Source organism: Microcystis sp. M083S1 (genome assembly GCF_020246405.1).
GTDB lineage: Bacteria > Cyanobacteriota > Cyanobacteriia > Cyanobacteriales > Microcystaceae > Microcystis > Microcystis aeruginosa_C.
In genome coordinates this window covers 1-14,367 of the sequence record NZ_JADBTB010000070.1, presented here as the reverse complement: position 1 = coordinate 14,367, position 14,367 = coordinate 1, and the positions used below count along the sequence as shown (strand labels likewise).

Annotated in this window: 10 protein-coding genes; 5 read left to right on the top strand and 5 right to left on the bottom strand. The window is 42.0% G+C overall.

Annotation, left to right across the window (positions count from 1 at the left end; translation table 11 throughout):
• Window positions 1-65 precede the first annotated feature (65 nt).
• Complete coding sequence (locus IM450_RS06705; RefSeq protein ID WP_287668900.1) at window positions 66-1,709, top strand: CocE/NonD family hydrolase; 1,644 nt, start codon at window positions 66-68, stop codon at window positions 1,707-1,709.
• Here IM450_RS06705 and IM450_RS06700 read toward each other — a convergent pair.
• The 4 genes from IM450_RS06700 to IM450_RS06685 all read right to left on the bottom strand — a co-directional run bounded on the left by IM450_RS06700 (window position 1,692) and on the right by IM450_RS06685 (window position 5,195).
• A complete protein-coding gene (locus tag IM450_RS06700; RefSeq protein WP_004268100.1) occupies window positions 1,692-2,267 on the bottom strand; it encodes a hypothetical protein in 576 nt (191 codons plus the stop codon). The two genes, IM450_RS06705 and IM450_RS06700, sit on opposite strands and share 18 nt — an antisense overlap.
• Window positions 2,268-2,377: 110 nt before the next feature.
• Window positions 2,378-3,337, bottom strand: coding sequence for an aldo/keto reductase (locus IM450_RS06695; protein WP_287668897.1), 960 nt, complete (start codon window positions 3,335-3,337; stop codon window positions 2,378-2,380).
• 46 nt (window positions 3,338-3,383) lie between these two features.
• A complete protein-coding gene (locus tag IM450_RS06690) occupies window positions 3,384-3,575 on the bottom strand; it encodes a hypothetical protein (RefSeq protein WP_004268103.1) in 192 nt (63 codons plus the stop codon).
• Window positions 3,576-3,695: 120 nt separating this feature from the next.
• A complete protein-coding gene (locus IM450_RS06685; RefSeq protein ID WP_287668893.1) occupies window positions 3,696-5,195 on the bottom strand; it encodes a polysaccharide biosynthesis/export family protein in 1,500 nt (499 codons plus the stop codon).
• A gap of 130 nt (window positions 5,196-5,325) precedes the next feature.
• Between IM450_RS06685 and IM450_RS06680 the strand changes: the two genes are divergently transcribed.
• Window positions 5,326-7,524, top strand: coding sequence for a phosphoketolase (locus IM450_RS06680; RefSeq protein WP_287668891.1), 2,199 nt, complete (start codon window positions 5,326-5,328; stop codon window positions 7,522-7,524).
• Between the two features lie 72 nt (window positions 7,525-7,596).
• Here the strand turns inward: IM450_RS06680 and IM450_RS06675 are convergent, their stop codons facing one another.
• Window positions 7,597-8,526 carry a 2OG-Fe(II) oxygenase gene (locus IM450_RS06675; RefSeq protein WP_004268109.1) on the bottom strand — a complete coding sequence of 310 codons (930 nt, stop codon included), beginning with the start codon at window positions 8,524-8,526 and terminating at the stop codon, window positions 7,597-7,599.
• 84 nt (window positions 8,527-8,610) lie between these two features.
• Here IM450_RS06675 and IM450_RS06670 point away from each other — a divergent pair, with 84 nt between their 5' ends.
• The 3 genes from IM450_RS06670 to IM450_RS06660 all read left to right on the top strand — a co-directional run bounded on the left by IM450_RS06670 (window position 8,611) and on the right by IM450_RS06660 (window position 14,229).
• Window positions 8,611-9,738 (top strand): ABC transporter permease, encoded by a 1,128-nt coding sequence (locus tag IM450_RS06670; protein WP_287668888.1) that lies wholly within the window; start codon window positions 8,611-8,613, stop codon window positions 9,736-9,738.
• A 119-nt stretch (window positions 9,739-9,857) separates the two neighbouring features.
• A complete protein-coding gene (locus IM450_RS06665; RefSeq protein WP_287668885.1) occupies window positions 9,858-11,084 on the top strand; it encodes a glycoside hydrolase family 10 protein in 1,227 nt (408 codons plus the stop codon).
• Between the two features lie 265 nt (window positions 11,085-11,349).
• Window positions 11,350-14,229 carry a UPF0182 family protein gene (locus IM450_RS06660; RefSeq protein ID WP_287668883.1) on the top strand — a complete coding sequence of 960 codons (2,880 nt, stop codon included), beginning with the start codon at window positions 11,350-11,352 and terminating at the stop codon, window positions 14,227-14,229.
• Window positions 14,230-14,367: the final 138 nt, after the last annotated feature.

Sequence of the window (14,367 nt, the reverse complement as noted above, 5' to 3'; positions counted from 1 at the left end):
CTGGTCTTTGTCAAGTTTTCCCAATTGAGCCACCTGACACTATTTTTTATCTGAAAGAGATAATAATGCTTAATCCCTACCCCATAAAAAAAGAAACAGCGAGTTTCATCACCAGAGATGGAATTAGTTTAGCTGCCGATATTTATCGTCCCGATAGTAGGGAATCTTTTCCTATTTTACTAATGCGACAACCCTACGGAAAAACGATCGCTTCTACGGTGGTTTATGCCCATCCTAGCTGGTATGCACGTCGGGGTTATATTGTGGTAATTCAGGATGTCCGGGGACGGGGAAACTCGACGGGAAATTTTAATTTATTTGCCCATGAAATTAGGGACGGATTAGAAACTATTGAATGGGTTTTAACTATTCCTAATAATACGGGTGTGGTGGGAATGTATGGTTTTTCCTATCAGGGAATGACCCAATTATATGCCGCTGCCAATGGTCATGCTGCTTTAAAAACTATTTGCCCAGCGATGATCGCTCACGATTTATATCGAGATTGGGCCTATGAAAATGAGGCATTTAATTTACAATATAATCTCGCTTGGGCAATACAATTAGCCGCAGAAACAGCTAGATTAAAAGGGGACGAAACTGCCTATCAAAAACTCTGGGTAGCTTCCCGAAATTTACCCCTTTTTGATCCTATTGCAGCCTCTCCCCAAATTTTACAGGATTTGGCCGCCGATTCTTTTTATCACGATTGGATTACTCGTTATCTTCCCGATGACTATTGGCAAAAATTATCACCGCAAAACCTTTTAAAAAATATCGATTTACCGATGTTACATATCGGGGGTTGGTTCGATCCTCATCTCCGGGGAACTTTGAGTTTATACGAAGAAATGCAAAGTCGTTCTATCTATCCCCAACGACTAATTATTGGTCCTTGGACTCATCTACCTTGGGGGAGAAAAGTAGGAGAGATAGATTATGGTCAAGAGGCAATTAGTCCCGTGGATAAAATGCAGCTGCAATGGTTTGATTATTTCTTAAAAGGTCAGGAAGTGGAGTTATTTGAAAATCCTCCTATGTATCTATTTCAAATGGGGTCTAATCAATGGCGATATCTGGAGAAGTTTCCCAGAGAAAATCAGCAAATTTATTATCTTGCTAGTCAAGGTTTAGCCAATCTGCGCGAGGATGAGGGGAAATTAAGCGCGATTTTGTTAGAACCTGCGATCGAGGATACCATCGTTCACGATCCTTGGCGACCGGTGCCATCTTTAGGAGGTCATAGCGCCTTACCGGGGGGAATATTCGACCGCACCATGCTAGACTGTCGCAGTGATGTGATTACCTACACTTCTCCCCCCCTAGAGAAAGATTTAACGATTTTGGGTAGTTCCCGTCTGGATTGTTATTGTCAAGCAGATGCGGTTAGTTTCGATATCTGCGCGGTGGTTTCTCAAGTTACCCCCGATGGTCGGGTTTTTAATATCACTCAGGGTTATAAACGGGTAAATAATCCCGAATCACCCCTAAATATTGTCATGCAGGCCACTTTTATCACTATTCCTCAAGGTCATAGCTTGCGTTTAAGTCTGAGTCCCTCTTGCTTTCCTGCACATCCCGTCAATGCGGGGACCGGCAGCTATCCCCACGCAAGTCGAGGGATAAATTTTTCTACTATCACAATTAAGGTTTTTTGTCAAGGAAATTTTCCTGCAAAATTGCTATTACCTTTAGTCGGGGAAAGCTAAACCGCTGCGAGGATCGCGAATATATAAACCTAACACCAGGGAGGAGATAACCGTATCCCAGACGGGGGTGAATTTTTCCGCATCATTGACCCAATAATCCATAGTAATTAAACATTGAACCCCGGAACCGATGCCCACGGCAATGCGCGAATAAGCGGGTCGATTTTCTTGGGGGTCGATGAATTGAATTTGCACCCAAACAATGCGGACAGTTTGGCGTTTTTCTTGGATAACTTCGCCGATTTCGTGAGGATTGCGGCTATCTTCACGAGCTAATTTTTTGACCATTCCTTTTAGCGGTAATTCTTTCCAATCTCCGGGAGGAAGTAAATTATAGGAAACCTCTAAACGACAATCATCATCGGGAGGTTTTCTATCTAAAAAACGAAAGGAATTATCATCAGGTTCAAAATGCCAATCTTGAGGAACTTCAAAGCGCACTGCACCGCGACCAGCTACAAAAATACTGTTACCTGGACTAGATTTCCAGTTATGATCTGGATTTAAGTCGAGGGTTTCTTTAATCCATTGCAGATTGTGTTTTTTGGATTTAGCCATAGGGATAATCCTGCGGTAAGAATCGGACTATAGCTATCATTATACAGGCTTTTTCCTGAGAATTAACCAAAGCCTCTGTCTTCACCCTTAAGATAACTGCTGTATAATTTTTAGAAATCCCACAGCACAGGATTATCATCCAAGAAATCAGTTACCTGTTTACCAATATTATCAATTAATTTTAGGTCTTCTGGGGTTAAATTAATTGTCATTGCCTGAGCGTTATTAACTGCCTGAGCGGCATTTCTTACCCCAGCAATTGCATTAGTTTGGGGTTGCTTAATTAACCAAGCCAGAGATAATTGAGCTAGGGAACAACTATAGCGGTTAGCAATCGGTTCTAATTGAGTTAAAGCCGCTTGTACTCTCTGAAAGTTTTCGCCATGAAAGAGTTTATTTTTAATTCTATGGTCCTCCGCTGCCAACTGATAACCGTTTCTAAATTTTCCTGTTAATAAACCTTGGGCAAGGGGAGAATAGGCCAGAATAGAAATATTATTGTCTATACAATAGGGCATAATTTCCTTTTCTACCGAGCGCCAAAACAGAGAATAGGGAGGTTGAATACTCTCAATTCTGCCGTATTGACCAGCTTCTTCCAGTTGAGAGCGGGAGAAATTGGAAACCCCGATAGCGCGAATTGTTCCCTGTGCTTTCAGATAATTAAGAGCGGCCATAGTTTCAGAAATAGGCACTATTTCCGTGTTCCATGAGCCACTAGGCCAATGAATTTGGTAAAGATCGATATAATCAGTTTGCAGGTTTTTTAAAGAGCGATGACAAGCGGCGATAACTTCCTCGTATTTGAGGTGATTAGCAAAAACTTTTGTGGCATAAATTACCTGTTCTCGCACATCGGCTAAAGCTTGAGCAACAATGGATTCTGAGTGACCTTCCCCGTAGATTTCAGCTGTATCTACAGTGGTAATTCCTGCCTCAAAAGCGGCACGAATAGCCCTAATACTTTCCTTATCTTCAATACCTGCCCACATCTTTTTTCCTGCTTGCCAAGTACCCAGGAGAAGGGGAGTAATTTCTATATTAGTCTGACCGAGATAGCGTTTTTGCATAACAGTTTTTTTGATGGGTTAAGTCTGCTTAGGGTTTTAGTCGGGTTTAGGGCTGAAAATCCCAGTGGAAGAGGACTAAGGTGACAAGAATAAAAACTTTTACCGGTAGGGGTGTAAAGAACAAACTTAACAAGCCACAAAAAAGACCTAATAATCGGGTACTGAGGCTAATTATTTCGCCGTGAACATTGTAGCTAATCGACAGGGCGATGAGGGCTAGAGTAAGGAGAAAAATCATAGTTTTCTTTCCTGAGTCTCTTGAGCAGAAAAGCCGTGACTGCTCACGACTTTTTGCCGTTTCTATATCTATTATTAGCTCGATTACTTAGCTAATGACATCGTGGTAAAGTAAACTTTTTTAACGGAAAAGATTAAAAAATCCGTTGAAGAAGCCTGTCAGACCGGTAAAGGGACTTAAAACCGTGCCGAGGGTGTCGGTAGCAGAGGCCAGACCGTTACGATGAACCACAACCACATCATTATTGCGGAGAATCGGGTTAGTTTTCTCGTTGATACCCTGGGAAAAATCGATGTTAATTGAGGTTTTGCTGACTGTCCCGTTAGGATTGAGACGAATTAATTCCACTGTGGACTGATCGGCCCGACGCTTATCAAAGTCTCCTGCGGTTAAAATTGCCTGATTGAGAGGGGTATTGGGAGGAACTTCAATTGTCCCCGGTTTGACCACTTCCCCGACCACTTTCACGTTAATAGTTTTGGGGGCAAAACTAGCCGATGCTAGGGTTTCCGATTCCTTGGCCGAGATTTCAGTAGCGGTGGGGATAATCACCGTATCCCCTTCTTGAAGAAAGATATCGCCGGTCATATCACCTTTTTCGAGCAAACTCCACAGATCTACGGGGATTTTCTGCTGGGAACCGTCACGAGTATAACGCAGCACTTGCACCTGTCGGATATCGGCCAGAGGTTTGATGCCTCCCGCTTGTTGGATAGCTTGGGTTAGTCGGGCCGGTTTCCTGGTGCCACCGCGATCTAGGTCATTATTATTGTTATTGTTATTGTTGGCAGTGGGGACAATACGATGGGACCCCGGACGATAAACTTCTCCCACCACAGTAACATTAATTTCTCGATCGCTATCTAGTCCAAAATTGGCATCAGCTAATTGGTTGACTTCCCCGACGCTAAGGGTCGTTTTAGTGGGAATAACGATGCTATCACCATCCCTGAGGCTAATATCTTGGGTTGTATCGCCTTTTTGGATTAATTGCCAGAGATTCGCTTGAATTAGCTGTTCTTGTCCCTTGAGGTTGCGTCGGATTTGAACTTGACCAATATCGGCCACCGTAGTCACTCCCCCCGCTTGCCGGATTATTTCGGTCAATAGGGGCGTTTTTTGGCTTTGTTCGGGGTTAATTGTATAAGTACCCGGACGATTGACTTCCCCCGCGATGGCGATTTGCAGAGGCCGGGGGGTGAGAATGCTAACAGTAACCACGGGACGTTTGAGATAGGTGGTGTAACGTTTGGCAAGGGTTTGGCCGGCTTCGGTGACGGTCATTCCTTCCACTTTGACGCTGCCAATCAGAGGTAAAGTCAGGGTTCCATCGGCTAAAACGAGGAAATCGCCGCTTAAATCCGCCACTTGGTAGATGGTGACGCGCACTTTATCCCCTTCTCCTAGGGTGTACTCTTTGCTTTGGGCGGGGATAGGCGCGGTCGCCTCTTTAGCGGGTGCAGCACTACTAGGAGGAGTGGCTTGGACTGAGCGAGCCTCTAAGGAAGTGAGAGGGGCAATAGTGCCGATAATTAATAGATAACGCAGTGATTTGCTGATTAAATCCTGTAATTGGCTGCTATTTAACATGATCAATAGGATTAATTTTATCGTTGACATTGGCGATCAGTGTAGCACAAATAGTCGATCGCCTATGGAAACCCCCTCTAATATCGCATCTATCGAGAGTTACCGCTAACTGTAAGATAGTTTTAACGATTGCCTGTATGTAAAGGGGTATATTAATTTTATGACAGCTACTAGCACAATTCCCGATTTTTGTCAAGGGATAAAATATTTTGGGGCTTCCTTACCCGAATTTGATAAATATGCAGGAAAAGCCGCTATCGCTGAGGGAAAAACCGCTATTATTGCCGCTAATGACCCGAATGCTATCTATCAAACCCTCCTAGCCGCCGATGCTTTGCGTTACCTCACCCTACAAATCACCGCTACCAAAGAATCGGGACACCCCGGCGGTTTTGCCAGCGCTGCCGACGTGATTGCCTCTTTGATGATGTTAGGCCAGAAAAATATTTTCACCGAAGTGGGCCATCATGCCCCCGGTTTTTATAGTAACGTCTTTCTCGATCGCTCTCTGGAAGCCATGGGCATCAGCAACGTCAGGGAATTGGGAGAACGTTTTCGGGAAAAACACGGACTTTTAGGGCATCTTTCCGGACAAATCCCCGGACTGCTCGGGCCGGCCGGTCCTTTGGGCCAAGGCCAACATTTTGCCATGGCGGCGGCCAAATTACACCCTAATACCCTTTTCCCTGTGACTATCGGGGATGGTGGTTTAGGAGAACCCTACATTATGAGTAGTTTTGGTCATTTTCACACTGCTTACCCAGAAATTACCAATTTTCTGCCAATTTTAGTTTGGAATGGCTATTCCCAAGAACACCATAGCATGGTGTCCCTGAAAACTAACGCCGAAATGGAAGCCTATTGGCGCGGTAATGGTTTCGAGGAAGTGATTCTCATTAATGCTAAAGACTTCGATGATGCTAATCAAAATGGGGAATATGTAGATAGCACCAAATTCTCTTTTAACCAGCGTCTGGAGTTCATGAAAGCGGTGTTAATGGCCACGGATAAAGCCGCCCAATTAGCCCTAGGTGGTAAACTAACGGTGATCATTATTAAACAACTTAAAGGGGCGGGAGTTCACAAACGGGGAGCGGCTTCCCATAATCTTTATCCAGGCGATTCTTTAGAAAAAGATTATATAGTTAGTGCCTTACAGGAACGCGCTTTACCCCCTGAAGCTTGGGCAATTGTTCGTACTAATTTCGAGCGCTCTGGAGGGGGTCCGGCAGCAGAAACAGTGGTAACGGAAAAAGTCTTGCCGCTGCCGGATTTAGGAACCTTACCGATGACCGAATATACTGTAGGTGGTGATAAAAAAGTGGCCACCACTGCCATGGGGGAATTAGTGGTAGCTGTGGGTAAAGCTGACTCCAATTTTGTCGTCACTAATGCTGATGGTAATGCCGCTTCGGGAATTAATAATATTAACGTCGGTTTAAAGATTATTCACCCCACCACCGATGATGCCTATTTCCAAGCACCTAACGGTCAAGTTTATGAGCCTTTAAGCGAGGATGCCTGTGCCGGGTTAGCCGTCGGTTTATCTCTCTTGGGAGGGCGGACTTTATGGTGTTCCTACGAGTCTTTTGCTATCAATGGTTTACCGATTTGGCAGACTGTAACCCAAGCGATGGCCGAGTTACGTCGTCCCACCCCTTCTACTATTACTTTATTCACCGCCGGAGCCTTAGAGCAAGGGCGTAATGGTTGGACACACCAACGCCCAGAGATTGAAAATTATTTCGCCGCTATGATGCGAAATGGCAATATTTTCCCTCTCTTTCCCTGCGATGCTAACAGTATTCAAGTCTGTTATGAATGGGCCTTGGGAACTAGCAATAAAGGCATTACAATCACCGCTAGTAAATCGCCTTTACCGGTGCGAACCACCTTTGAGCAAACCCGTCAAGCTTTAGAAAAAGGCGGCATAATTCTCCACGAATCGGAAGGCAGTAAAAAAGTTGTTTTTGCCGTCATTGGCGATATGACTTTATTACCCGTCTTTGAGTCTGCACAACAGTTAGAAGCGGCGGGAATCGGGGTAAAAATCGTCTCGGTAATTAATCCCCGTCGTCTCTACCGTCCTAGCGATGTGATGAGTGAAACTAGCTCGGCAGCTGATAATAATTTCCTTGATGATGCTGGTTTTGACAGTCTCTTTGCCGGTGATGCTTTAATCGGAGTAACTGGTGGTACAAGCGCCATGTTAGAACCAATTATGTTACGCAGTAATGCGCGTCGGGATGTTTTCGCTTGGAAACGGGGAGAAACCACCGCTAGTGCTGGGGAAATTATGGCCTATAATGGCTTAACTGCCAATGCTTTAACTGCGCGTGCTACCCAGTTATTAGGTTAAGTTCCCAGTTAGTTTTTTTGATTATTCCCTACTTTCTTTGATTGGAAAGTAGGGATTTTTTTCAGGTCACTTTTACCAACGGGGCAAACTTTTAATAATTTTCCATAGGTGAGGGTATTGGAGAGATAGATAGCGCTTAATATGGGATTTTAAACTAACTAAATCCTGAGATTCTTTCAGTTCTCTATCTTGATAAAAACGAATTAAATCATCCCGTCTTTTCAGTAAAATTTTAATTTGTTGGTAATCTTCTGAGCTTAAAACTTGATGGGGTTGAATATTTTCTGGCAGCGGGCGCGGGATGTAAAAAGTTGTATGAGATGGTGATAATTCCTGGTTCGGACGTTCTTTAGTATAGAGATAGATAGAAAGAGATTTCCGGGATAAATGCCGTTGATTTTCTGGTAAATTAATCTGAGAAAATCCATGCCATGAATGTTCATTGGTTTCAAAAATAAGACAACGATTAAAGATAGGTACAAAAGATTTAATCCTATTTTCTTCTGGTTGACGGGGATTGGAATGTAACTCTAGATTCCCCCCCCAATCTGCTTGCCATTGGGGATTTAAATAGATTAATAAATTCAAGCGGCGATGATACCAGTGACGCTCATCGAGGTTAAAATCAATGTGAGGGTCTAATTCTTGACCGTGTAAATTTTCGTGGGTTCCACCCCCATAAAAACTAGGGTCTGGAATTAAATTATCGATACCGGTTAACTGGGAAATTAACTCTAAAAACTCTTGAGCTTGAACGTAGCGGCCAAACTGTTGATAAACACCCCCTAAACCGATTAAATCCTCATTAACTGCCTTCCCGCCAACTTTTCCTAACTCACTAATGGCTTTTTGCGGATTAAAACTGGGAAAATTTTCCAGCAAAATTTGCGCTTGCTCCCCAACTAAAAAATTATCGATGACCAAATGCTTAAACGGTTGCGCTGTCTCAAAATCTTGACGATAGACAGGAGATTTCTCATAAACAAGGGGGTTGATAAACATTAGACAGCTTTTTTGTTGGTATGATGAATTGTAGCAATCAAACTGACAAAATAAAGATTAACTCTCCTATTGACCTCATCGCCTATGGACTGGTGGCACAAACTCAAAGATAATCCTCTCGCTCGTTGGGGAGCAGTTTTACTGTTAATCTTCTATTTAAGCGTAATGGCGGCGGATTTTGTCGCTCCCTACTCTCCCTACTCCTCCCAACCCGGTCAGTCTCTCCTACCCCCCACCCAAATCTTTTGGCGCTCGCAGTCGGGAAGTAACAAGGGTGAGTGGATTGGCCCCCACGTCTATCCCACCACTCAAAGTGCTATTAATATAGAAACTGGTGAGCGGAAGCTAATGAGAGATTTTAACAAACCCTTGCCGCTGAGTCTCTTTGTTCAGGGTGAAACCTATAATTTAGGTCAAATTCGCCTACCTTTGCCGCCAAAATGGCAGGAAGTAACTTTATTCCCCGGTATCCCTCTTGATATCCATCTGTTCGGGGTGATCGGCGATGGTAGAATCAATATATTGGGAACTGACGAATCGGGACGCGATAGTTTTAGTCGCCTGATTTTCGGAGGCAGAATTAGTTTATTTATCGGTTTGGTCGGGATTTTAATTTCTTTCCCTATCGGTTTATTTGTCGGTGGCGTTTCTGGCTATTTTGGCGGTTGGTTAGATGCGATTTTAATGCGTTTTGTGGAAGTTTTAATGACTATCCCCGGCATATATTTACTCGTGGCCCTAGCGGCCGTTTTACCCGCAGGATTAACCAGCACCCAACGCTTTTTATTAATCGTCCTGATTACTTCTTTTATCAGTTGGTCGGGATTAGCGCGGGTAATTCGCGGTCAAGTTTTATCCCTGAAAGAACAGGAATTTATCCAGGCCGCTAAAGCTATGGGAGCAAAACCACTTTATATTATTCTGCGTCATGTGCTGCCCCAAACTGCCAGTTATATCATTATTTCTGCTACGTTAGCCGTGCCGGGGTTTATCGTGGCCGAATCGGTTTTAAGTTTAATTGGTTTGGGAATTCAACAACCAGATCCTAGTTGGGGAAATATGCTTTCTTTGGCTACCAATGCCTCAATTATTGTTCTACAACCCTGGTTAATTTGGCCGCCTGCTTTGTTAATTATTCTCACCGTTTTAGCTTTTAATTTACTCGGTGATGGTTTACGCGATGCTCTAGATCCTCGCAGTTTAGAGAGATAATTTAGTTATTTTAGCAGTCAGGAGGCGGTCGGCAGGAGATTATTTTTATTTATTCTCCCTTCTCCCTTCTCCCCAATTCATAATTCATAATTTATAATTTATAATTCCCACTTCCCATTATGAATAGAATCAGTAAAACTTTTAATAATTTCGCCGATAGTTTGGTGATTTATAGTCAAAGATACGGGAAAATAAGCTGGTTAATATTTTTAATTATCTTTGCTTGTATCATGACGATAACCTTTAATTTTCCCGCACAATCGACCAATAAAACCCAAGAAAAACCCGAAATTCGTGGAGTTTGGTTAACTAATATCGATAGTGAGGTATTATTTAAACCAGAAATCCTAAAAGATGCCCTTGATAGGTTGGCCGATTTAAACTTTAATACTATTTATCCCACGGTCTGGAATTGGGGTTATACACTCTATCCTTCTAAGGTAGCAGAAAAAGTGACGGGACGAGCGCTCGATCCCCATGAATCTTTAAAAAATCGCGACTTTTTAAAGGAAATAATTAGCCAAGGTCATCGGAAAAAATTAAGAATTATTCCCTGGTTTGAATTTGGTTTTATGGCTCCTGCGGATTCAGAATTAGCCAAACGACATCCCGATTGGTTAACCCAAAGACAGGATAAAAGCGTAATTTGGTGGGAAGGAAAAGTGCATCAACGTGTGTGGTTAAATCCCTTACATCCGCAAGTACAAAACTTTATTACGGATTTAGTCAGCGAGATTATTACTAACTACGATATAGAAGGAATTCAGTTTGATGATCATTTTGGTTATCCCACCGATTTTGGCTATGATGAAACCACGATTAAACTCTATCAAAGGGAACATTCGGGACAATTACCCCCGCAAGATTACCAAGATAAAGCATGGATTCAATGGCGGGCCGATAAAATTACTGACTATATGAATAGTTTAGCCCAGACGATTAAAAACCACCAACCTAGAGCGATTATTTCCCTATCTCCTAATCCCTACACTTTCTCCCTACAATCCTATCTTTTAGATTGGCAAAAATGGCAAGAAAAAAACTTGATTGATGAGTTAATAATACAAGTGTATCGAACTGATATGAACGCCTTTGACTGGGAATTATCACAACCAGAATTACAGCAAGCTAGGCAATCTATCCCCGTAGCTATTGGGATTTTATCTGGTTTAAAAGGTCGTCCGATTCCGATGGTTAATATTACTCAACAAGTGAAAAAATCGAGACAACAAAATTTTGGTGTTTCTTTCTTTTTCTACGAAACTTTATGGAATATGAGTAATGAATCTCCTTCCTATCGACGCAGGATTTTTCGGGAAATACTCCAGTCTGCTAATCCTCGCTAAAATTAGGTAAAATTGCTGACTTTAAGCAAAGTTATCGCCCTAACCTGGCTATAGTTTCTTAAGTTTATCTTTAAATTAAGTAGGGAGGCACAATTATTTGTAGGATGGGTTAGCAGTAGCGTAAACCATGCAGGCGTTGGGTTTCATGCTTCAACCCAACCTACGTTCATCTTATATTTAATTCTACCCACCTACTTAAGAAAAAGCAGCAGGGAGAAACTAAAATCGCTAGAATGAAAAAAGACTCTCCCTTATCACTTTATTTATGCTGATCAGACATAACCGAAGCTCGATCGCTAAACCTATTTTACTGTTTCTTGGCTGCCTTGTGATCGGGCAGTTGGGGGTATTAGTGGTAGCCAATAGCCTCTGGTTTACCGAGATGGGTTATTTAAACACTTTCCTGAAACAATTATCTTGGCAACTAGGATTAGGTTGGGGAAGTGCGATTCTTTCTCTACTCTTTATTTTTACTAATTTACGTTTAGCCCAGCGTTTTCGTTGGCAAAAACCCCAGGAAGATAGTTATCCTCTTAGTCCTCAATCTCCTAGTATTAATTTACTCGGTCTTTTGATTATCGCAACGGGAATTGGAGCTTGGATTGGGTCAATGTTATTGTATTACAGTAAACTAGCCCTCAGTCTCTGGACACCAGATTTTAATCTCCCTAACCTTAGTTCTTCCCTCAATTCTCCTCTGCAAATAGCTTGGATTAGGCAAGTATTAACCGATATTTCCAGTAATCTTTGGCAAGGGTTAATTATCGCTATTTTAGTCTTGGGATTATTAATTAAAACCGAGTATTTTTTGCGAATAATATCTATAGTATTCACTGTAATGCTATCTTTTATTATTGCTGGGCAGTGGGCGAATTTTTTAAAATATTTTTATGGTGTTCCTTTCAATATTAACGATCCTCAATACGGGAATGATTTAGGTTTTTACATCTTTCAATTACCCCTGTGGCAGTTACTAGAATTATGGCTCAGTGGTGTGGGAATATATACTCTTTTTGCCGTTAGTTTAACCTATCTTTTTTCAGGTGATAGTCTTTCTCAGGGAAAATTTCCAGGGTTTTCCCGTCCGCAACTGCGTCATTTATATGCCCTGTGGAGTGGGTTAATGGGGCTGCTAGTATTACACCATATTATTCAGCGTTACCTGCTACTTTATTCTCCCGAAGGAGTAGTTTATGGTGCGGGTTATATCGATGCTCATGTTGGTCAATTTATTGAAATTATTCTGGGAATTATTGCAGCAATAACCTCTATATGGTTAGGAGAAAAAGCATTATTTGGTAAAAAATACCGTCGCAAATTACACAAAAACGCCAAGAAAAAGTTGGTATTTTTCCCCTACTTAGTTCCTGTATTTCTCTATTTAATTGTTTGGATAAGTGGCACAATTATCAGTGGAGGATTACAAAGAATAATCGTACAACCGAATGAATTAGTAAGAGAAAGACCCTATATTGAAAGAAGTATTCAATCCACAAGAGCGGCTTTTTCCTTAGATAGAATTGATGCCCAAGTTTTCGATCCACAGGCCGAATTAAATGCCGAAGTTTTAGAGAGAAATCATCTAACTATCGATAATATTCGTCTTTGGGACACCAAACCACTGCTAGAAACTAACCGACAATTACAGCAAATTCGCTTATATTATAAATTCCCCGATGCTGATATTGATCGCTATCGAGTGCGAGTGGGAGTGCCTGAAAAAATCGAGGAACGTCAAATATCTGAAAAACAACAGACCATTATTGCCGCTAGAGAATTAGATTATAGTGCGGTTCCCACTACTGCTAATACTTGGGTGAATAAACATCTCGTTTATACCCACGGTTACGGGTTCACTCTTTCCCCGGTTAATTTAGTAGCTGCCGGGGGTTTACCCTACTATTTTGTCAAAGATATCGGCACAAATAAAGACGAAGGGGCCCTACAAACCTCTAGCAAATTAATTGATTATAGTATTCCCATTGGTAAACCCCGCATTTACTACGGGGAATTAACTAATAATTATGTGATGACTCCCACCACTGCAGAAGAATTGGATTTTCCTAGCGGGGATGGAAATGTCTATAATACCTACGATGGCAAGGGAGGAATCCTAGTGGGTACGGGGTGGAGACGTTGGCTATTTGCCCTTTATCTGCGGGATTGGCAAATGTTATTTAGTCAAGATTTTACTCCCGAAACTCGGCTATTAATGCGTCGTGATATCCAAAATCGCGTGCAAACTATCGCACCTTTTTTAAATTATGATCGCAACCCCTATTTAGTAGCGGCAGATGTGGGCGATAGTAGTAGTAAATTACATTGGATTATTGATGCTTATACTATTAGTGATCGCTATCCCTATTCTGACCCAGGAAAAGATAAATTTAACTATATTCGCAATTCGGTCAAAGTGGTAGTGGATGCCTATCATGGAACGGTGAATTTCTATGTTGCCGATGAAAATGATCCAATTATTCAGACGTGGAGTAAAATCTTTCCCCATCTCTTTAAATCTTTAGCAGAAATGCCGAAAACTCTCCGCAGTCATATCCGTTACCCCGAAGATTTATTTAGTACCCAAGCGGAAAGATTATTAACCTATCACATGACCGATCCACAAGTATTTTATAATCGGGAGGATCAATGGGAAATTCCCCTAGAAATTTACGGCACGGAACCCCAGGCTGTATCACCCTATTATTTAATCATGAAACTGCCCGATTCCGACAAAGAAGAATTTATTCTCCTCCATCCCTATACTCCCTCTAGTCGGCAAAATTTAATCGCTTGGTTGGCAGCGCGTTCAGACGATAGAGAGTATGGTAAGTTATTACTCTATCAATTTCCTAAACAAAGGTTAGTGTACGGACCGAATCAAATTGAGGCTTTAATTAACCAAGATCCAGATATTTCTCAACAGATTTCCCTTTGGAATCGAGACGGTTCTAAAGTTTTGCAAGGACACCTATTAATTATTCCCATTGAACAATCGCTGCTTTATGTAGAACCTTTGTATCTAGTGGCAGACCAAAATAGTGTCCCTACAATCGCTAGAGTAACAGTTGCTTATCAAAATAAAATTGTCATGGAACCAACCTTGAAGGAAGCTTTAGAAAAGTTATTCTCAGGTGATCAGAGCTAAGTAGCTGGTTATAATTAAATTAAAAATGGATTTTAGGTTCGATCCCCCCTGCCTCCCTTGATAAGGTAGGGTTGATTCATGAATCAACCCTACCCTTGATAAGGGGGGTGTCTGATAATTTTTAAAGCCTACCTACTT

Bases quoted from the DNA above. Each gene is read 5' to 3' on its own strand.
- IM450_RS06670 (WP_287668888.1), top strand. From the start codon at position 8,611: ATGGACTGGTGGCACAAACTCAAAGATAATCCTCTCGCTCGTTGGGGA.
- IM450_RS06690 (WP_004268103.1), bottom strand. From the start codon at position 3,575: ATGATTTTTCTCCTTACTCTAGCCCTCATCGCCCTGTCGATTAGCTAC.
- IM450_RS06660 (WP_287668883.1), top strand. From the start codon at position 11,350: ATGCTGATCAGACATAACCGAAGCTCGATCGCTAAACCTATTTTACTG.
- IM450_RS06680 (WP_287668891.1), top strand. From the start codon at position 5,326: ATGACAGCTACTAGCACAATTCCCGATTTTTGTCAAGGGATAAAATAT.
- IM450_RS06700 (WP_004268100.1), bottom strand. From the start codon at position 2,267: ATGGCTAAATCCAAAAAACACAATCTGCAATGGATTAAAGAAACCCTC.
- IM450_RS06665 (WP_287668885.1), top strand. From the start codon at position 9,858: ATGAATAGAATCAGTAAAACTTTTAATAATTTCGCCGATAGTTTGGTG.
- IM450_RS06695 (WP_287668897.1), bottom strand. From the start codon at position 3,337: ATGCAAAAACGCTATCTCGGTCAGACTAATATAGAAATTACTCCCCTT.
- IM450_RS06675 (WP_004268109.1), bottom strand. From the start codon at position 8,526: ATGTTTATCAACCCCCTTGTTTATGAGAAATCTCCTGTCTATCGTCAA.
- IM450_RS06685 (WP_287668893.1), bottom strand. From the start codon at position 5,195: ATGTCAACGATAAAATTAATCCTATTGATCATGTTAAATAGCAGCCAA.
- IM450_RS06705 (WP_287668900.1), top strand. From the start codon at position 66: ATGCTTAATCCCTACCCCATAAAAAAAGAAACAGCGAGTTTCATCACC.